The following is a 19008-nucleotide window of genomic DNA, read 5'->3' as shown; positions in this document are numbered from 1 at the left end:
GTCCCGGGAGAGTAGGACGTCGCCAAGCGAACAACCGGAGAAACCACTATCGAGCAATCGATAGTGGTTTTTTTGTGGATTTATAATGGATGCTTTGGCTTTTTCCGGGGGAAAATATAAAGAGTGTCCATTCACGGGAGACGGATTCTCTTGCACAGAGCCGTTTTAGGCGCTCTGCATAAGGAGCTATTCTTTCCTTGACAGCCCATAGGGGCTTTGCTAAGATGGCAATAATATATTTTTGAAAATAATTATGAAAATGCCGTCCAGTCCAGCTCTGACCGTATTTTGAAGTCCGCCGGAAGACGACAAAAAGGAGGAATAACCCAGGTGTGGGAAGATAAGTTTAGTAAGGAAGGCTTCACTTTTGACGATGTATTGTTGGTTCCTAGAAAATCGGTGGTTCTTCCCAAAGAAGTGGATGTATCAACCAGATTGAGTGAGCATGTGAAACTGAATATTCCATTGATGAGCGCAGGAATGGATACAGTTACAGAGGCTCCTTTGGCAATTGCTATTGCTAGAGAAGGCGGAATCGGCATTATTCATAAAAATATGAGTTTAGAACAGCAAGCTGAGGAAGTGGATCGTGTTAAACGCTCTGAAAGCGGCGTAATTACGAACCCATTCTCATTAAAAGCTGATCATTTAGTATCCGATGCAGAGAATGTAATGTCCAAATTCCGGATCTCAGGCGTTCCGATTGTAGACGATCAGAACAAATTGATTGGTATTTTGACAAACCGTGATCTGCGTTTTGTTCATGATTACAGCATTGCGATCAGAGAAGTAATGACAAGCGAGAACCTGGTAACTGCACCAGTGGGAACTACGCTTGAAGAAGCGGAGACTCTGTTGCAAAAACATAAAATCGAGAAGCTTCCATTAGTAGATGAGAATAATGTCCTAAAAGGGCTTATTACCATTAAAGATATTGAGAAGGCAATTCAATTCCCGAATGCTGCTAAAGATGCCCAAGGTCGTCTGCTAGTCGGAGCAGCTATCGGTATCTCGAAGGATACATTTGATCGTGCTGAAGCGTTGGTAAAAGCAGGGGTTGACCTGATCACTGTCGACTCTGCTCATGGCCATCACATTAACATTATCGAAGCAGTACGTAAATTGCGTGAACTGTATCCAGAGTTGACTATTGTCGCTGGTAACGTAGCTACAGGCGATGCAACTAGAGAACTTATCGAGGCAGGGGCGTCGGTTGTAAAAGTTGGTATCGGTCCAGGATCGATTTGTACAACTCGCGTTATTGCAGGTATCGGTGTACCACAAGTTACGGCAATCTATGATTGCGCTAATGTAGCAAGAGAGTACAACATTCCAATTATCGCAGATGGCGGTATTAAATACTCTGGCGAAATCACTAAGGCAATTGCTGCAGGAGCAAGTGCAGTTATGCTCGGAAGCATGTTTGCTGGAACAGAAGAAAGCCCAGGTGAAGCCGAAATTTACCAAGGACGTCGCTTTAAAGCATACCGCGGTATGGGTTCCCTCGCAGCTATGAAGCAGGGTAGTAAAGACCGTTACTTCCAGGATGATGACAAGAAGCTTGTGCCAGAAGGAATTGAAGGCCGTGTGGCGTATAAAGGGCCTTTGGCAGATACGATTCACCAACTGATCGGTGGATTGCGTTCAGGTATGGGGTATTGCGGTACTGCGAATCTGAAGGAACTTGCTACAGATACACAATTCATCCGTATTTCTGGTGCAGGACTTCGTGAAAGTCATCCGCATGATATTCAGATTACAAAAGAAGCGCCTAACTATTCGCTGTAAGTTAGAATTTTTAACATGAATATCATTACGTCCTTTATATAGTAAGGAGATATTCATCAACCTAAAAAGTTACTATTAGAGAGGCATTCTCTATGATTTAGCCCTCTTGAAAAAGACAAGCCCACTTAAATGTGTCGGGCTTGTCTTTTTTTGATAACCCCCCTGTGATAGAATAGAACAAGCAATCGACTTATTGAGTAATGAGGGGAGCTATTTCATTTGAAATTCAAGTTAGCTAAATCTAAGAAACGTCCAATTGTACAAAGAACGATAGCATCAGTAATGCTTATGAATATATTATGTTTCTCTGCCGTGCCTGCGGTTATGGCATTCGCTGAATCATCAACTGTAGCTACTGCAGATAAACAAGAGGCAACAACAAAAACAACAACGTCAGCGAAAGATAAATCAGCTAAGAAGGATAAGGTCCCAGCGATGGATACGCTAGGATTGCAAGTTAGGTCGGCGGTACTTATGGAACCTACTACGGGGCAAGTGTTACTATCCCTTAATTCCGATAATGCACTACCACCTGCGAGTATGACAAAAATGATGACAGAGTACATCGTTCAGCATGAGATTAAGCAAGGAAACTTGAGCTGGGATACGGTCGTCACTGTAAAAGAAAATGCAGCTAGCAGTGGTGGTTCCAAGATATTTTTAGCGGAAGGCGATCAGCATACGGTAGAGGAGCTATACATAGCTATGGCGGTCGGTTCTGCTAATGATGCTGCTGTAGCATTGGCTGAACAAATTGCTGGCTCTGAGGAAGAATTCGTGAAGATTATGAACGATAACGCGAAGCGAATGGGCATGAAGACGGCTCATTTTATCAATGCAACTGGTTTACCGCGTTCGTTAATGCCAGAGAAGTACAGACCGGCTACGGAAGAAGAAACAGTGATGTCTGCAATGGATACAGCGAAATTAGTTAAATTTATCGTTGAAGAACATCCTGAATTTTCGAAATATACAACGATTCAATCTTATAAGTTCCGTGAGCGTGACAAAGATCCAATCGTAAACTTGAACTGGATGCTCGAAGCTAATAAGGATGTAACCAACTTTCGTTCTTTTGCATATGAAGGTCTGGATGGTATGAAAACAGGCTTTACAGAGGAAGCGCTCAACACCTTCGCTGGTACGGCTAAACGTGATGGTATGCGCCTCATCAGTGTAGTAATGGGAGCAGAGACGAAGGCTTCACGATTCACCGAGACTCGTAAACTATTAGACTATGGATTTAACAACTTTGAAATTAAGAAGGTTGTTGATGCGAATACTGTAGTTGAGGGTGTAGAGACAGTCGATGTTAAGAAAGGTAAAGATACAAAGGTTAAGCTCGTTACGAATAAAGACGTCAGCTTTATGTTGCCAAAGGGCTCGGACGGAAGCAATCTGAAGTTTGAGGCTAAACTGGATAACACAAGCTTGACGGCTCCAGTTAAAAAAGGTACAAAAGTGGGAACGGTAACTTACACCTACGAAATTGAAGGAATGAAGAACGTTCAGAAAGCAACAGTAGACCTTGTAACCTATGAGGACACAGAGAAAGCTGGCTGGTTCAAGCTCTTCTTACGGGCTATTCAGCAGTTTTTCGTGGATTTGTTCGAATCTATTAAGAATCTTTTCTAATATGAGTTAAATCCCGAGTAAATGGGTTGCCTATTTATTTCTTGTACGGTAGAATTACAAGTTAGATTGATAGTTTGTATTATAAATAAGATAATGCGACATTTTCGGGAGGCTAGGGGACATGGAAACGGGAACAGCTACTGTAAAAAGAGGTATGGCGGAAATGCAAAAGGGTGGCGTCATTATGGACGTCATGAACGCGGAGCAGGCAAAAATTGCTGAGGCAGCTGGAGCAACAGCAGTTATGGCACTTGAGCGTGTTCCTTCTGATATCCGTGCGGCTGGTGGGGTTGCTCGTATGGCAGATCCAACAATCGTTGAAGAAGTGATGAAAGTCGTATCTATTCCAGTTATGGCTAAAGCTCGTATTGGCCATTATGTGGAAGCTAAAGTCTTGGAATCGCTTGGTGTGGACTACCTTGATGAGAGCGAAGTTTTGACACCGGCTGATGAAGTATTCCATATTGATAAATGGAACTTCACCGTACCATTCGTATGTGGCGCTAAAGACTTGGGTGAAGCTCTCCGTCGTATCGGTGAAGGTGCATCCATGATCCGTACAAAAGGCGAACCAGGAACAGGTAACATTGTGGAAGCTGTTCGTCATATGCGTTTCATCAACAGTCAGATCCGCAAAGTACAAAACATGTCCAAGGACGAGCTGTTCGCAGAAGCGAAGAACCTAGGCGTATCCTACGACCTCCTGAAAGGTGTTCAAGCAGATGGGAAGCTTCCTGTTGTTAACTTCGCTGCAGGTGGAGTTGCAACTCCAGCAGATGCAGCTCTCATGATGCATTTAGGTGCAGATGGTGTATTTGTGGGTTCTGGTATTTTCAAATCGGACAACCCAGAGAAGTTTGCTCGCGCAATTGTAGAAGCTACCACTCATTATGATGATTATAAATTGATCGCTGAAGTATCCAAAAACTTGGGTGCGCCAATGAAAGGCATCGAAATCTCCAAGCTGTCACCATCCGAGCGTATGTCGGACCGCGGCTGGTAAGAGAGAAGGGTCAGCATGAGAATCGGAGTCCTGGCACTTCAAGGTGCAGTTGCTGAACATATCCGCAGCATTACCGCGGCTGGCGCAGAAGGCATCTCGATTAAACGGGTAGAGCAACTGGAATCAATCGATGGATTGATCATTCCGGGCGGTGAGAGCACGACGATCGGTAAGCTGATGCGTAAGTATGGTTTTATTGATGCGATTCGTGATTTCTCTGCAGGCGGTAAACCTTTATTCGGTACATGTGCGGGTCTTATTGTTCTGGCGAAAGAAATCGCTAGCGGGGAAGAGGCGCATTTGGGTCTGATGGATATCAAGGTTGCACGTAACGCCTTTGGTCGTCAGCGGGAGAGTTTTGAGACCAAGCTTGCTATTAAAGGAATTGAAGAGCCAATTCGCGCTGTATTTATTCGGGCTCCACTGATTCTGGAGGTCGGAAAGGGCGTTGACGTGCTTTCAACCTATAATGAAGAGATTGTGACTGCACGGCAGGGGAACCTGCTTGTTGCATCATATCATCCGGAGCTAACGGATGATTATCGGCTTCATCAGTATTTTGTTGAGATGGTGAAGGAAGCAGCCCTAACGGAAAAACTGTAAATTCACTTTGGAAAAAGCATCTTGACTCTTATTTTAAGGGTCAAGTTTGTTTTTTTCTCGATTTTTCAATAAAATATAAAGAATGAATAACTTTGAACTAGTTACACCGATGGATGTTTTACTTAGGAGGGTTTCCTGTGTTAGACGTAAAAATATTGCGCAGTGAGTATGATCGTGTAGAAGAAGCATTGAAAAATCGCGGAAAATCGCTTGATTTGATCGCGGACTTTCCGAAGCTTGATGCACGTCGTCGTGAGCTGTTGCAGGAGAGCGAAAGTCTGAAGAACCGACGCAACACAGTGTCGGCCGAAGTGGCTAAGCTGAAAAAAAATCGTGAGAATGCTGATGATCTGATCTTGGAGATGCGTGAGGTTTCTGACAAGATTAAAGGCATGGATGAAGAAGTGCGAGAGCTGGAGAGTCAAATATCCGAGCTCACTTTGGCGATTCCGAATATTCCTCACGAAAGTGTACCTATTGGGGCATCGGAAGAAGAAAATGTAGAGCTTCGTCGTTGGTCGGAACCTAGAAAGTTTGATTTTGAACCAAAAGCGCATTGGGATATCGCACAATCTCTCGATATTTTGGATTTTGAAGCTGGTGCGAAGGTAACTGGATCACGGTTTACGTTCTATAAAGGTTTAGGTGCTCGTCTTGAGCGTGCACTGATTAACTTTATGATGGATCTTCACAGTGAGCACGGTTATGAAGAAATGTTGCCTCCTTATATCGTCAACCGGGACAGCCTATATGGTACGGGCCAGCTTCCTAAGTTTGAAGAGGATCTCTTTAAGCTGAGTGACTCTGATTATTATCTGATCCCAACGGCTGAGGTCCCAGTGACGAATTATCATCGTGAAGAAATTTTGAATCCAGAGGATCTTCCGAAGAAATACGTAGCTTATAGCTCATGCTTCCGTTCAGAGGCTGGAGCTGCGGGACGCGATACACGTGGTCTGATTCGTCAGCACCAATTCAATAAGGTTGAAATGGTGAAGATTGTCCACCCTGACTCCTCTTTTGAAGAACTGGAGAAAATGACGATTGATGCAGAGCGTGTTCTTCAACTTTTAGAGCTTCCTTATCGCGTTCTTGTGCTGTGCACAGGCGACATGGGATTTGGCTCGATGAAGACGTACGATCTGGAAGTGTGGCTTCCTGAGAGTGGCGTGTACCGTGAAATTTCATCATGTTCCAACATTGGTGACTTCCAAGCTCGCCGGGCTAATATCCGTTACCGTCCAGAGCCGAAAGCGAAGCCAGAGTTTGTCCACACTTTGAATGGATCGGGTCTAGCTGTAGGTAGAACTGTAGCTGCAATTCTGGAGAATTATCAACAGGCTGACGGCAGTGTGGTCATTCCTGAAGTACTTCGTCCATATATGAGAAATGTAAGTGTAATTGAACAAAAGAAATAACTTGCTAATAATGTTTGTCCTGTGGTACAATAACTAATGCACACGATTGTTATTGTTTTACCACCTGGAGAGGTACCGAAGCGGTCATAACGGGGCGGTCTTGAAAACCGTTAGGGGGCAACTCCACATGGGTTCGAATCCCATCCTCTCCGCCATACATAAACATACAAACCGTTTTCCGATGAGGAAGACGGTTTTTTTGTATATTTTTTATTTTGTTACCAGCGTGCATTGTATTTTTTGTAAAGCATAAAAAGAAACACATCTCCACAATTTATAGACAAGGGGAGGTGTGATACATGAACTCAGAGCTAAATATTGACCAGGAAACATTGGTAAGTGCATGGCAGGAGCGTTTGCCTACGGTACTGAAGCCCGGTGATCATGCTGAAGTAGCAGCTGATATGGCCAATCCTCAAGCCGTTCGAATTCATATTGATGCTGCTGGAAGACAGGATTACTCCTTTGACTTTGAATGCTGCTACGTAGATTCCAGAGAAGTTAAGGTAAAGCTGGTGGACGTTGAACGAGCTGGCGTTGTTATTGATGAGCGCAATGAGAACATTCAGGGAATGGCGGGAGACTATACGCGTCATATTCATGAATGTGCACAAGCACTACAACAAATAACCAACCCGTAATCTCACGAGGCCAACTTTACTGTAAACTGCTCGAATTCAAGGTGATTGTGTTCTATGATGAAATGGAGGGGTGCAAAGTATGAGTAAGCCCAAGTCTATACCCGTACCAGAAGCTCAAGAACCTCAGAGAAAACGAAAAGAAAGCGGAGGCGGAATGCAGGAGCCAATGACCGGCTCGCACCGCGCGAAGACTCAGAAGCAATCAGGACATTTTAACCCTGAGGGATAGGGTTCTATTTGTACAGCGGTTTATTCGAAATGAAAGGCTTCCTGCCGTTAAGCAGGGAGCCTTTTCGCTGTCTATTTATGATACGTTAAAATTAGGGTCATAAATGAATGAAACGTAATTGTTAGATACAGCGTATTAAAAACACAAGACGCACCGGGGCCCTAGCGTTCGCTGATTATTATAACAACTCACTTTTTAGATCTGGAAAGAAAGGAAAATGAAAGGAAAATTTATTTTAGTAAATTTTCCATAAAGTGTTCCTCATTTGGTGGAAATAGTTTATGATTAGAAGGTCTTGTTATTTTTTATGGTCATGAGGGGAGAGTAATTTTAAATGAACAACAAGAAGTTTGCAGTTATCATGCTGTCATTGATGTTGATGTTGACAGTTGTGTTATCAGGCTGTGCAAAGAAGCAAGAACCTAAAGAGGCAATGAGCACTGCTGCGAAGAACGCCATGTCAATGACGTCTTATGAAATGAAGAGCAGCTTCGTTATCGAAGATCTTCAGATGAAAATGGCAGCAACTGAGGGCGATCCTACCGTTGATCAAGCGGTTACTATGTTGAAGAATGCTGAGCTTACATTGACTGGTATTCACCAGGCAGAACCTCAGCAGCAGACTGAAATGCAAATGGGTATTAATCTAAAAGGCGATATGGCAATGACCTTCAATATTGATATGGTCATGACTAAAGAGAAGATCTATGTGAAGATCCCAAGTATTCCAATGCTTCCATTCCCAGAGGATGTAGTAGGTAAGTATTTGGTCTTGGATATGAAAGAACTGGCTGAAGAAGCTGGAGAAACATTCAATCCAGAAACACTTGATGCTGAAAAGTCTCAGAAATTTGCAACAGAAGTTTTAGATGCTCTAATTTCAGAGTATGACCAGACTAAATACTTCAAAGAAGTTGCAACTAAAGATGCTAAGCTTCCAGAAGGTGTAGAAGCGAAGCAAGTCGTACAATTCTTCGTGACTAACGATAGCCTGAAAGAAGCACTGGATATCTTCGTAAACAAAGCAGCTCCGAAAATCGTAGATATTATGGCTAAAGATGAGTACCGCGAAATGCTTGGTTTGACGAAAGAAGATATTGAACAAGCAAAAGAAGAAGTTAAATCCGTTGATCAAGGTGAATTCAAACAAGATCTTGAAGAAATGCAGAAGTACCTAAAGATCAATACGTTTAACATTAATACTGCTATTGATAAAAAGGACTTCCCGGCTTACCAAGATCTCGTTATGAATGTGGACTTCAACGATCCGGACACAAAAGATACGGTGAAACTGGCAATCAAGGGAAGCACACAGTACAGTAAGATCAATGAGAAGCAAACATTCAAAATTGGAATTCCTAAAGATGCTGACGTGATTACAATGGAGCAGTTCCAGGAATCCATGGGTCAAATGGGCGCTTATTAATTAGTAGTTAACTATTTCACAAAAAAAACCCAGCCGTCCTCGGCCGGGTTTTTTTGTTTTTAAAAAATAACAATAGATTTTAGTGAGAGAGATTCTATTTTCCTCGCAAACGCCGAAAGAACTGGGTTAATAGGGTTGCACACTCTTCTTGTAGTATTCCTTCTACCACTTCGGTACGATGGTTAAAACGGGATTCCTGAAGTAGATTCATGAGTGTCCCAGCACAGCCTGCCTTAGGGTCTTGAGTGCCGTATATAAGCTGAGGAACTCTTGATTGGACAATAGCCCCTGCACACATGGGACACGGCTCTAAAGTCACGTATAGACGACAATCGAGAAGACGCCACGCACCAAGGTGACGACTGGCATCCCGGATGGCAACCATTTCGGCATGTGCAGTCCCATCGAAGGTGGTCTCACGTAAATTGTAGCCACGCCCGATTATTTTATTATCATGGACGATGACTGCTCCAATAGGAACTTCTCCAAGCTCTTCAGCTTTGAGGGCCTCAGCAATAGCTTCACGCATCCAATATTCATGATTTTGATTATCCACAGCGTTCGGATCGTTATAATTCAAACTCAAACCATGTTCTCCTCTCATTTGGGACTAAAGTAGTAGTTATACAACGAACATTCATTCGTTTGTTAACATGATGTGGATACTTTTGTGGAAAAACAAAAAGTTATACACAGACTTATGCACATAATCCACAGAAAACATGTGTATTTGTTAGCAAGCTGTGGACATATCTGTGGAAAAAGTACTACTTTTACTTTTTATTTTAGAGAAAGAATTGATCAATATCAATGAAAGCTGCTGTTTGGGTGCTTCCTATCGAAATAAAAGCCGAAATTTCTTTTCAATTAACCTGTAGCACGTTATCATAAAATATGACAGGCTATACCAGTTTATTGTCTATGAAGTGTCGAAAGGTGTAGATGCCTTTGTCTATCAAAACAAAATTATCATTGATCATGTCTATTTCTGTCCTTTTTATTTTACTGCTGAATATTGCGCTTAACTTTTATACGACGCAGGAGAACATAAGGCAGGACAGTGAGACCAAAATGGTCATGGCTGCAACTCAGATTGCGATTACCGTCGAGCAGGCAGAATACAGTTCTAAATATGTGGATGGAATATTTAGTGATCAGTTGCGAGTAGCGGCAATAAATGCTGCTAGGGTGCTCGATCCAGATTACAAGAATATTACGAATGAAGAGCTTGTAAAGCTTAGTGATGAGCTTGGGGTGGACCATATATCTCTACTCATTCAGACGAATGATGATATCGTAGTTGCTCGTTCTACTGAAGCTGAGGAGATAGGTCTGTCTACGAATACTTGGGGGTACTGGTACAGATCCTTTCAGGAGTTGTTCAAGTATTCGGAAGTGCGAACGGTTCAGGAAGGACATAAGGAGAGACATTTCTGGTCCGGTCCGTTTGAGTACTCAACATCTAAACCTGGATTAATTTTTAAATGGGGTTATTATTATGATGGCAAGCGAAATTATATTATTGATCCCTATATTCCCAGCACAAACATTACGGATTTCACTAAAATAACAAGCCCGGATGTTGTTGTAGAGCAGACCATTCAAGCAAACCCTCGTATTTTGGAAGTGACAGGCATTAATCCATCCACATTCGGCAACATTTATATGGAGAAGAACGGAACAGATAATATTCATTTTAAGTTCGGTAATCGACCCGTAAAATTCGGGACGTACAACTATGGTAGTTTGAAAGAAGACCAACAGGCAGTTGAAAAGTCGGTTACTACTGGAGAGAATGTCGTTTTTGTTAGCACGATAAACGGAAAGAAAGTAATGAAAAGTTTCATCCCAATAAAGATTGAAAATAAATCTCCCTACATTATTAGTGTAGTTATGGACTATGAGGCTGTTTCTTCAGTGATGCGTGAACAGATGATCAGCTTAGTAGCTATATCGCTTGTCCTTTTGGAAATCGTCATATTTGGTAGTTATATAGTAGCAGGCTATTTTACAAGGCCAATTCAGGCTATACTGAGAACGGTAAACGATGTAGCTGATGGAAACTTTGAGCCTCGTCTTGAAGTAACAAGCCGTGATGAACTTGGGCAATTATCGGGTCGGGTTAATGCGATGACTCGAAATTTAGGCCATTATACCAATCAGTTGAAGCAAATGGTTGATGAGAACCAATCGGTTAAAGAGTATTTAGAATCCGTTATTAATCAGACAGCGGATGCAATTCATACAACGGATACCGATGGAACCATTACTAGTGTGAATAAGGCATTCGAGCAATTATACGGCTGGAAGAGTCATGAAGTGATAGGGCAGAAGCTTGAAATGATTCCGCTAGAAATTCAGGTTGAGGAAATTGAACGACGTAAACGACTAAAGGCGGGAGAAAGGCTCTCTTCCATCGAAACGGTTCGTAAGCGTAAAGATGGTACGATGATTGAGGTTAGTATCAGCACCTCTCCGATTCTAGACGATATGGGTAACATTACATCAATGGTAAGTGTGTCACGAGATGTGACAGAACGTAATCGGATGGAAGAATTACTAAGGCGATCGGAGAAACTAACGACAGTTGGTCAACTTGCGGCTGGAGTAGCTCATGAGATTCGCAATCCACTTACCACACTTCGGGGATTCTTACAGCTACAACAGCAGACTCATAAAGTAAACCCTGATCATATTGGGCTCATGTTGTCGGAACTCGATCGAATTAACTTGATCGTCAGTGAATTTCTTATTTTGGCCAAGCCTCAGGCTGTACGTTTTCAATATAAGGATTTACGGATCATTATGAATGAGGTCATCTCCTTACTTGATAGTCAGGCGCATTTGTATGGTATCGAGTTTAGACTGCGTGATACGGATGAGAAAGCGATCGTACATTGTGAAGAGAATCAGCTTAAGCAGGTATTTATTAATGTTCTTAAAAATGCGGTAGAAGCTATGCCGGATGGCGGATATGTTACGATTGAGATCGACAAGGTAAAGCCAGAACAGATTGCAGTGAGAATAAATGATAAGGGAAAAGGAATACCAGCCGAACTGATGCCACATGTTGGGGAACCCTTCATCACGAATAAAGAAGCGGGTACGGGACTAGGTTTAATGGTGAGCCAGCGTATTATACAAGGGCATCAGGGGACATTTGAGATCGAAAGTGAAGAGGGCAAGGGCACTACGGTGACCATTCTGCTACCTTCTGCCGAGAATAATCAAGATTAGAACATAAATTTGTGCAGAGATGGAGAGGATGACATCTTGAGAATTAATAAATTCATCAGTGAGACAGGATTCTGTTCCCGCCGGGAAGCAGACAAGCTTGTAGAGAGTGGTCAGGTTACTATTAACGGAGTAAAAGCTGTTTTAGGTAGTCAGGCAGAGGAAGGTGATGACGTTCGTGTAAATGGGCGTCAGCTCGGCGAGAAGAAGAGTCAGCATGTCTACATCGCTCTTAACAAGCCTGTAGGCATCACAAGCACAACGGAGCTCCATGTTAAAGGGAACATTGTTGATTTTGTTGGTCATAAGGAGCGGATCTTTCCGATCGGGCGACTGGATAAAGACTCAGAGGGTCTCATCTTGCTCACGAGCGATGGGGATATTGTTAATAAAATCCTTCGTTCAGAAGGCAGACACGAGAAAGAGTATATTGTTACAGTTGATCGTCCGATAACGGAAGCATTTGTAAGAGGCATGTCGAGTGGTGTCAAAATACTTGGAGAGATGACGCTTCGTTGTACAATTACGCGCATGTCCGAGCGAGTGTTTCGTATCATCTTAACAGAAGGTAAGAATCGGCAGATTCGGCGTATGTGTAGTGCCTTTGGTTATGAGGTTCGAAAGCTGCAACGTATCCGCATTATGAATATCAAATTAGGTAACCAGAAGACTGGGGCTTGGCGTGATCTTACCGATCAAGAGAAACAGGAGCTTGGGAAGCTGCTGAATTACAAGTTGACCTAGTTGAACAAAAATACAAAATTTAAAATATAAACAAACAACCGGCCCTCTGGATGCTTGTCCGAGAACCGGTTGTTTTATTTATTATTCTTCGTTACGCTTGTGTACGTATTACTATCTTGGTATTTGCGAATAATAGATACTTCAACACGTCTGTTTTTAGCTTTACCTGCTGTCGTATTATTAGTAGCTATTGGACGATACTCCCCATATCCGGTTGACATAAACCGTTTGGGGTCAAGTGATGGATTCAATAGAAGAATCTTCATGAATTGGAGTGCCCGATCTGAACTGAGATCCCAGTTTGAAGGGTATTTTAAACTGTTCATGGGCACATTATCCGTATGACCGGATACAATAACGTCATAGTCTGAGAATTTTTGTAGCAAATTGGATATTTCTTTCGCGAGTATTCGGGCTTCAGGCTTCACGATAGCCTCACCTGGGGCGAAGAGAGCATTATCACGAATCGTGATCATTAGCTGGGATTGATTAAGTTTCGTGCTTAATTCCGTCGTTAATCCGTTACTCTTGATATATGTGTCCAGTTGCTTCTTCAGTTTCTCCAGATCTTCTTGTTCTTGCTTCATCAGCTCTTCACGTCTCTTCTCAGCATTACTCTTCTCAGTATTAGGAGCGGGAACGGTGTTATTTGCTTTATTATCACCATCATCAGCAGGATCTTTGCTGGGCTCCGTCTTACTGTAATCAAGTACGCCTGCACCACCGTTCAGAACAACATTAAATGCTTCGCTCATCTCTTGAAATTTCTTGGCATCCGTGGCGCTCATCGCGTAGAGGACAAGAAACAATGCGAGCAATAAGGTAAGTAAATCTGCATATGGAAGGAGCCAAGATTCGTCTGCGTGCTCCTCGTGGGGCTCGTGTCTAGTCTTTTTGCTCACTAGAACCAGCCTCCCTCTCGTTCATTTCAAGGCGTTCAGAAGGGGTTAAGAAGACGGATAATTTCTGGCTGATGGCAATCGTTGAAACACCGGATTGAATGGATAGAAGACCTTCTACCATCATCAGACGAATTTCCAATTCGCGCTTGGATAAACGTTTAAGTTTATTAGCAATAGGGTGACAGATAACATAACCCGTAAAGATACCTAGCAGTGTAGCAATAAAGGCAGCACCTATAGCATGCGCTAGAACAGACATGTCACTCATGTCTGCCAATGCTGCAATCAAACCAATTACAGCTCCTAATACCCCTAAAGAGGGTGCGTACATACCGGCTTGAGAGAAAATAAGTGCACCGGAGCGATGACGTTCTTCTGTGGCATGAATATCTTCCATTAACACATCACTTACAAATTCCTGCTCATTGCCGTCAATGATCATACGCATTCCGTTGCGTAGAAAAGCATCATCGATTTCTTCGACTTTTGACTCAAGTGCTAGCAATCCTTCACGGCGGGTAATGGAAGCATACTCCATGAAGAGAGTAATCAAATCTGTCTTATTCATAAGATTTTGCTTCACGAAGGTCATCTTAACAAGCTTGGGAAACTTTTTGAGTTCCGCTAGTGGAAAACCTATAAATAGTGTAGCTGCGGTTCCGCCGAGTATAATAAGATAAGCAGCGGGATTAACTAAAGCAGTAATGGACGCCCCTTTTAAAATCATTCCGACCAATACTGAAAAAAGACCAAGCACTAGACCAATAATCGTTGAAATTTCCATAATACACCTCATCCATGAGAAATAAATAACGAATCCATTCGTTTTGCCGCCCTTTAGAAAGGGTAGCATTGTGCAAATGAGCGCATTACCCTATTTATCGTCAAGTTAGCCTTTTTTTTTTAGCTGTAATTTCCGGTATAATAAGAGTAAGGAAAACTTAAAGGTATGAAGTAACAGAAAGGAGTGAGATCGGTGGGCGTAAAGCACGGTCGTGATTATGGAGATATCCTTAAAGATTTAACGGAGGCTGTCGGACGAATACCAGATAGCTACGTTTTTTTTGAGATGGATTCTGAGGATTGGGGCAACCTGAATGACTTGGATCGGAATGAAGTTCATGAGGCCTTGGCGGAGGACTTATTTTATGCGCTAGGTACAGAACCCGTTTTATCTGTAGGCAGTGGTGTTGTCATGCATGATCAAGGAAACCATCGGATACATATTCTTATCGGTGAAGAAGAATTGGCATTTGTAGCTCTCATCTAGATGGGGAATGAACCCTAGAGGTAGAGAATAGAATAGATGAATAATTAGTCCCACATGGGTGGGAGAGGTTTTCCGGGGAGGAAGATAGGATGCTGTATACACAGCAGGAAGTTGAAACACATCTTGAACGGCTTGAGGGCTGGGAATTAGAGCAGGGACGATGGATCATACGTAAATATGCTTTCGGTTCTTTTATGAAAGGGATAGCTTTCGTAGATGAAGTAGCAGCCATTTCGGAGGCTTTCGGGCACCATCCCTACATTACAATTGATTATAAAACCGTGACACTGCGTCTGACTTCATGGGATGATGGCGGGATTACCGCAGTGGATATCAAAGAAGCGCAGCAATTTAATGAAGTATATGAAAAAAGCCGTTCTAGTGAAAATACAGAGCAGCAATAAGAACTGGGTATTAAAAAACGCTTGAACAGGGAGAACCCTTATTCAAGCGTTTTTTGCTGTTTATAATAATAATTATTTCTTCTCAGCCAGATAAAGGGCAATATTTGCTATTTCTTCTGGCTTCAATTGTTCTTTAAAGGAAGGCATTGTCTTACGACCCTTAGTAATGACACTAAATATAGCTTCTGCGTCCATATGACCGCCTACTTTATCAAGAGCAGGTCCGGCTCCACCTTGGAGTTGGTCACCATGACAAGTAATACAACTAGCTTTCACGGTTGCTTCAGCTGCGGCAGCGTCTAATGTAACTTCAGGCATGGTTGGCTTGTTTTCTTGAGCAACCTGTTCTTTGCCTGGAAGCGTAAACATTAGCACAAGGGCCAACGTACATGCGACGAAGAACAATCCGCTCATAATCCATTTTTGCATCGTCATATCGTCCCTTCTTATGTATACTACAATAGCTTCTATTATAAACGAACATATAAAGACATCATAGCAGTTGTGACAAAAAAAGCAACAAAACTACGGATTTTAAATGAAAAATTACACAAAATTGTGCTATTTTTCATATTCGCATTCCTGTTGTTAGATGATTCTTTACTTCTCTAGCGGCTTATATACCATACAATGAAATAGAGCATTTCCTTCTTTAGTCATCCGCTCGTAAGTATCTGTGATCTGAAACCCAACTTGCTGATAAGTGCGAATTGCGCGCTTATTCCAAGTCAACACCTCTAAATCAATTTCATTCGAGGGTTGTCTTCGTATAGCTTCATCAACAATACATTTCACGAATCGTTTACCCATTCCAAGGCCACACCAATCAGGGCGCATACCAAGGCCAATTCGCGTGACACCCTCCATCGGGAACAACTGAGCGAAGCCCCACATTCGATCCTGTTCATCCATAATAGATATATATTGCTGACGACGGATATCCGGATCACCAAATTCAATACCAAGACCCTGCATTTGTTCAAAAGGTAGCCAGCCATATATATTATACGGAGTTGGATACGTCCATTCACAAACTTCAGCTGCTTGGTCGATCGTCATTGGAATGGCATATAGCTGTTCTGTCTGGTGATTCATAAGTTGTCTCCTTTTTAATTGAGTAAGGAAGAAAAAACCGCCAAAAGAAAGGAAGCTTCTCTTCGCGGATATGATTTAGTATGTTATAAAAAAATCGAGTTATTCTGCTGCAAGAGTTTCGAAAAAGATGTCATCCAGAATCCGTTTGGCGCCAATATATCGTTCTGCGTAGTAGCTATCACTCAAACGATTGGTAACAACACCTCTGGAAGTAGAGGCATGAGCAAACTTCCCATCCCCGATGTAGATACCTACATGGGATACCCCGCGGCCAGTCGTATTGAAAAATACGAGATCGCCAGGGCGCAAATCTTGGCGGGTTATCGTTGTACCCATCTCGAATTGGGAGCTCGATTGATGCGGGAGCTTTAATCCAATAGTAGAGAATATGTACATTGTGAACCCAGAACAATCGAATCCGCTTGTTGTTGTTCCGCCATAACTATATTTTGTTCCAAGAACCTGGTCAATTTCTTGATCTAGCTTGCTGTCTGCAAAAGCACTGTTGATCCCAGAAGTAAGTAGGAGAGTGAAGCCGATAACGGATACGCCTAATTTCTTTAGCATATAAAGACTCCTTCCATGCCTGCGAGGTTAGCTTAAGGGTTCGGTTGAAGGCTATTCGGAACAATGTTCTATGTATAAAAGCCCTTACAATAATGACGGAGTTATTACACTGATATTCTATCAGAGGGCTTGTCCTGTTGGCAATTGTTTCTTGCTGTCTTTTCGAGTAGTTTAAATGGTTATATGTGTCGAAGAAAAAAGACAAATAAAGATTCAAATTTACCTGAAACATGTTTAATCATCTGCAATAAGGGTAAATCACAAGTAAGACAGGATACCTAGGAAAATAATTAAAAATTATTTTATAAAAAGGTGAACTTTTTGCAAGGTCCATACGTTATATAAGTATAAAGAAAAAGCCACGAAGGAGATTTTAAAAATCTCATCCGGGCTTAGGTAACGGCTTATATGATAATTAATTATAATTGACAGCGACGGCTTTGTACTTACTCGAGCTCATGACACGTTTAGCACCTATGTAACGTTTTCCGAAGTAACTGGAATTGAGTGCAGTAATGGTAACACCTTTGGAAGTTGAGGAATGTGCAAATTTACCACCGCCTACATAAATCCCTACATGGGATACGCCTCTGCCGGAGGTATTAAAGAATACAAGATCACCAGCTTTTAGATTGCTCTTTGCTACGGCAGTCCCTACTTTATACTGGGATGTGGATGCACGAGGCAATGTAAGTCCGATTTTCTTGAATACATAACTTGTAAATCCAGAGCAATCGAATCCTTTAGTCGTTGTTCCACCCATTTTATAAGAGACACCAATGACTGGTTTGATTGCGTTATTAAGCTTGGAATCAGCGAAAGCGCTTCCGGCACTTAATGTAAGAGCGAGTGTAAGTCCGATCGATATGGCTGTTAACTTTTTTTTCAAGAGAAAGCTCCTTCCAATGCCTGCGAGGTTAGCTTAAGGGTTCGGCTGAAGGTTAGCCTATGATCACTCTGTTGCGAGATCAATGCACCCAAGACGGATCCCCCGCTTCCCATGTAAGGGAATTCGGCTTCTTAATGGTATAAAAAATCTAGTTCGAATATTCGACTGTTTATCCATATGAAAAAGTTACAATAAAGATGACAAAGTTGTTACTATCACATTCGTTATTTTAGCAGAGTATTAACAATTTGGCAAACGAGGAAATTATATTTTTATACGAAAAATCCCAATCCTTTGAGAAGGATTGGGATTTTTTTTTGGAACGAAAGTATTTTTTAACGTTGCTGTTCATGTGTAAGCCATAGCTGGTACTGTGTTGTGATACCCCAGAGCTGGAATAGACTACTTATAAAATAGCTAGCTTGGTGAATGATCAGCCCCATTAGTCCAGCCCATAGGAATGATAATCCACTGAGTAATAGAAGCAGGACCATTGCCGTTCCACCAATTATTACTGAGATCAGAGTAACCTTTCCGATATGGCGCAAGCAGATCCATAAAGCTGATATCATGCTGGTCCCACCTGTTTTTCCGAACTGCATGTAAAGCAGGCACATCCGAAGCAGATACGCGTAAATTAACCAACCAAGGATGTAAGGGGCTAGATGGAGCAAGGCAGAAGGCTCTCGAATAGCCGCGAATAGAGAAGGAAGCATTTTGGGTACCAGCCAATAAGCAGGCATAAAGGTCAATAGGGTCTCGACTATGTAAAACAGGGTTACTGGTTTCCATAATTGTCTCATTCCTTTAAAGAGGAACAATCCTCGCTCTCCCTTTGCCTCCTGATGAAGATTGTAGAGTATACCTGCTTGAATGAGTGGAGTTAGCACCATCCGAATCATTAGCATAAATATAAGTATCCAGGCATAGGTGTGAACGTCATTACTCTGTAATAAGGCCATTTCTCCCTCATAGAAATACAGCAGCTTACTAAGCTCACTTGGAGCGGGATCAGGAAATCGCATCAGAAGTGGAACAACGGCTGATTTTACGATCCGGTAAAGAAAATATCCCCACAAAAGCTTGTATAAAAACAACAGAATAATAACATAGAACTGATCTTTTACACTGGTCCAGCCTTTGCCTGTATAGCTTTTCAT

20 protein-coding genes, 1 tRNA gene and 1 riboswitch are annotated in these 19008 nt (G+C 42.3%); of the genes, 13 read left to right on the top strand and 8 right to left on the bottom strand.

Annotated elements, in window-relative coordinates; all coding sequences use genetic code 11:
- The first annotated feature begins 330 nt into the window (after positions 1-330).
- From guaB to AC3WJJ_RS25265, 9 genes are all read left to right on the top strand, one after another.
- Positions 331-1788, top strand: a complete 1458-nt coding sequence (gene guaB / locus AC3WJJ_RS25305) for an IMP dehydrogenase (RefSeq protein ID WP_422659049.1) — start codon at positions 331-333, stop codon at positions 1786-1788.
- 219 nt (positions 1789-2007) lie between these two features.
- Positions 2008-3423, top strand: coding sequence for a D-alanyl-D-alanine carboxypeptidase family protein (locus AC3WJJ_RS25300; RefSeq protein WP_492544877.1), 1416 nt, complete (start codon positions 2008-2010; stop codon positions 3421-3423).
- Positions 3424-3544: 121 nt separating this feature from the next.
- Positions 3545-4426, top strand: a complete 882-nt coding sequence (gene pdxS / locus AC3WJJ_RS25295; RefSeq protein ID WP_422659051.1) for a pyridoxal 5'-phosphate synthase lyase subunit PdxS — start codon at positions 3545-3547, stop codon at positions 4424-4426.
- A gap of 15 nt (positions 4427-4441) precedes the next feature.
- Positions 4442-5029, top strand: a complete 588-nt coding sequence (gene pdxT / locus AC3WJJ_RS25290; protein ID WP_492544874.1) for a pyridoxal 5'-phosphate synthase glutaminase subunit PdxT — start codon at positions 4442-4444, stop codon at positions 5027-5029.
- A 137-nt stretch (positions 5030-5166) separates the two neighbouring features.
- Positions 5167-6447, top strand: coding sequence for a serine--tRNA ligase (serS, locus tag AC3WJJ_RS25285; RefSeq protein WP_492544872.1), 1281 nt, complete (start codon positions 5167-5169; stop codon positions 6445-6447).
- A 66-nt stretch (positions 6448-6513) separates the two neighbouring features.
- Positions 6514-6602: transfer RNA gene (locus tag AC3WJJ_RS25280), tRNA-Ser, on the top strand.
- Between the two features lie 144 nt (positions 6603-6746).
- Complete coding sequence (locus tag AC3WJJ_RS25275) at positions 6747-7088, top strand: hypothetical protein (RefSeq protein ID WP_422659064.1); 342 nt, start codon at positions 6747-6749, stop codon at positions 7086-7088.
- A gap of 79 nt (positions 7089-7167) precedes the next feature.
- On the top strand, positions 7168-7317 hold the full coding sequence (locus tag AC3WJJ_RS25270) for a small acid-soluble spore protein P (protein WP_422659065.1): 150 nt from the start codon (positions 7168-7170) through the stop codon (positions 7315-7317).
- Positions 7318-7651: 334 nt separating this feature from the next.
- Positions 7652-8743 carry a cupin domain-containing protein gene (locus AC3WJJ_RS25265; RefSeq protein WP_492544869.1) on the top strand — a complete coding sequence of 364 codons (1092 nt, stop codon included), beginning with the start codon at positions 7652-7654 and terminating at the stop codon, positions 8741-8743.
- A gap of 94 nt (positions 8744-8837) precedes the next feature.
- Here the strand turns inward: AC3WJJ_RS25265 and tadA are convergent, their stop codons facing one another.
- Entirely contained in the window at positions 8838-9329 is a 492-nt protein-coding gene (gene tadA, locus AC3WJJ_RS25260) for a tRNA adenosine(34) deaminase TadA (RefSeq protein ID WP_492544867.1), read from the bottom strand.
- A gap of 362 nt (positions 9330-9691) precedes the next feature.
- Here tadA and AC3WJJ_RS25255 point away from each other — a divergent pair, with 362 nt between their 5' ends.
- Together AC3WJJ_RS25255 and rluF are read left to right on the top strand one after the other, a co-directional pair.
- Positions 9692-11980, top strand: coding sequence for an ATP-binding protein (locus AC3WJJ_RS25255; protein WP_492544865.1), 2289 nt, complete (start codon positions 9692-9694; stop codon positions 11978-11980).
- 36 nt (positions 11981-12016) lie between these two features.
- Complete coding sequence (gene rluF / locus AC3WJJ_RS25250) at positions 12017-12721, top strand: 23S rRNA pseudouridine(2604) synthase RluF (RefSeq protein WP_492544863.1); 705 nt, start codon at positions 12017-12019, stop codon at positions 12719-12721.
- A gap of 74 nt (positions 12722-12795) precedes the next feature.
- On the opposite strand, the gene motB is transcribed toward rluF, so the two are convergent.
- Complete coding sequence (motB, locus tag AC3WJJ_RS25245; protein WP_492544861.1) at positions 12796-13623, bottom strand: flagellar motor protein MotB; 828 nt, start codon at positions 13621-13623, stop codon at positions 12796-12798.
- Positions 13607-14407, bottom strand: coding sequence for a flagellar motor stator protein MotA (gene motA, locus AC3WJJ_RS25240; protein ID WP_492544859.1), 801 nt, complete (start codon positions 14405-14407; stop codon positions 13607-13609). Before motA ends, motB begins: the two co-directional genes overlap by 17 nt.
- 192 nt (positions 14408-14599) lie before the next feature.
- On the opposite strand from motA, the gene AC3WJJ_RS25235 reads away from it, so the two are divergent.
- Positions 14600-14893: a hypothetical protein gene (locus AC3WJJ_RS25235; RefSeq protein ID WP_422659072.1), complete on the top strand. Its 294-nt coding sequence runs from the start codon at positions 14600-14602 to the stop codon at positions 14891-14893.
- An 89-nt stretch (positions 14894-14982) separates the two neighbouring features.
- Positions 14983-15297 carry a 4a-hydroxytetrahydrobiopterin dehydratase gene (locus AC3WJJ_RS25230; RefSeq protein WP_422659073.1) on the top strand — a complete coding sequence of 105 codons (315 nt, stop codon included), beginning with the start codon at positions 14983-14985 and terminating at the stop codon, positions 15295-15297.
- Positions 15298-15369: 72 nt separating this feature from the next.
- On the opposite strand, the gene AC3WJJ_RS25225 is transcribed toward AC3WJJ_RS25230, so the two are convergent.
- The 5 genes from AC3WJJ_RS25225 to AC3WJJ_RS25205 all read right to left on the bottom strand — a co-directional run bounded on the left by AC3WJJ_RS25225 (position 15370) and on the right by AC3WJJ_RS25205 (position 19008).
- On the bottom strand, positions 15370-15726 hold the full coding sequence (locus tag AC3WJJ_RS25225) for a c-type cytochrome (RefSeq protein WP_422661331.1): 357 nt from the start codon (positions 15724-15726) through the stop codon (positions 15370-15372).
- Positions 15727-15897: 171 nt separating this feature from the next.
- The gene (locus AC3WJJ_RS25220) at positions 15898-16392 is read right to left on the bottom strand and encodes a GNAT family N-acetyltransferase (protein ID WP_492544856.1); all 495 of its coding nucleotides are present in this window, start codon (positions 16390-16392) and stop codon (positions 15898-15900) included.
- Between the two features lie 99 nt (positions 16393-16491).
- Positions 16492-16959, bottom strand: a complete 468-nt coding sequence (locus tag AC3WJJ_RS25215; protein ID WP_492544854.1) for a C40 family peptidase — start codon at positions 16957-16959, stop codon at positions 16492-16494.
- A 415-nt stretch (positions 16960-17374) separates the two neighbouring features.
- Positions 17375-17848 (bottom strand): C40 family peptidase, encoded by a 474-nt coding sequence (locus AC3WJJ_RS25210; RefSeq protein WP_492544852.1) that lies wholly within the window; start codon positions 17846-17848, stop codon positions 17375-17377.
- A gap of 2 nt (positions 17849-17850) precedes the next feature.
- A riboswitch (cyclic di-AMP (ydaO/yuaA leader) is annotated at positions 17851-17987 on the bottom strand.
- 196 nt (positions 17988-18183) lie between these two features.
- Positions 18184-19008 (bottom strand): hypothetical protein, encoded by an 825-nt coding sequence (locus tag AC3WJJ_RS25205; protein ID WP_492544850.1) that lies wholly within the window; start codon positions 19006-19008, stop codon positions 18184-18186.

The sequence above is a fragment of the Paenibacillus sp. FW507-14B1B genome, from assembly GCF_058781425.1.
The sequence above is the reverse complement of the archived record's forward strand: the minus strand, read 5'-3'. Positions and strand labels throughout refer to the sequence as shown.

Bases quoted from the DNA above. Each gene is read 5' to 3' on its own strand.
- AC3WJJ_RS25205 (WP_492544850.1), bottom strand. From the start codon at position 19,008: ATGAAAAGCTATACAGGCAAAGGCTGGACCAGTGTAAAAGATCAGTTC.
- AC3WJJ_RS25225 (WP_422661331.1), bottom strand. From the start codon at position 15,726: ATGCAAAAATGGATTATGAGCGGATTGTTCTTCGTCGCATGTACGTTG.
- AC3WJJ_RS25265 (WP_492544869.1), top strand. From the start codon at position 7,652: ATGAACAACAAGAAGTTTGCAGTTATCATGCTGTCATTGATGTTGATG.
- AC3WJJ_RS25275 (WP_422659064.1), top strand. From the start codon at position 6,747: ATGAACTCAGAGCTAAATATTGACCAGGAAACATTGGTAAGTGCATGG.
- AC3WJJ_RS25215 (WP_492544854.1), bottom strand. From the start codon at position 16,959: ATGCTAAAGAAATTAGGCGTATCCGTTATCGGCTTCACTCTCCTACTT.
- pdxS (WP_422659051.1), top strand. From the start codon at position 3,545: ATGGAAACGGGAACAGCTACTGTAAAAAGAGGTATGGCGGAAATGCAA.
- motA (WP_492544859.1), bottom strand. From the start codon at position 14,407: ATGGAAATTTCAACGATTATTGGTCTAGTGCTTGGTCTTTTTTCAGTA.
- AC3WJJ_RS25230 (WP_422659073.1), top strand. From the start codon at position 14,983: ATGCTGTATACACAGCAGGAAGTTGAAACACATCTTGAACGGCTTGAG.
- AC3WJJ_RS25220 (WP_492544856.1), bottom strand. From the start codon at position 16,392: ATGAATCACCAGACAGAACAGCTATATGCCATTCCAATGACGATCGAC.
- pdxT (WP_492544874.1), top strand. From the start codon at position 4,442: ATGAGAATCGGAGTCCTGGCACTTCAAGGTGCAGTTGCTGAACATATC.
- AC3WJJ_RS25270 (WP_422659065.1), top strand. From the start codon at position 7,168: ATGAGTAAGCCCAAGTCTATACCCGTACCAGAAGCTCAAGAACCTCAG.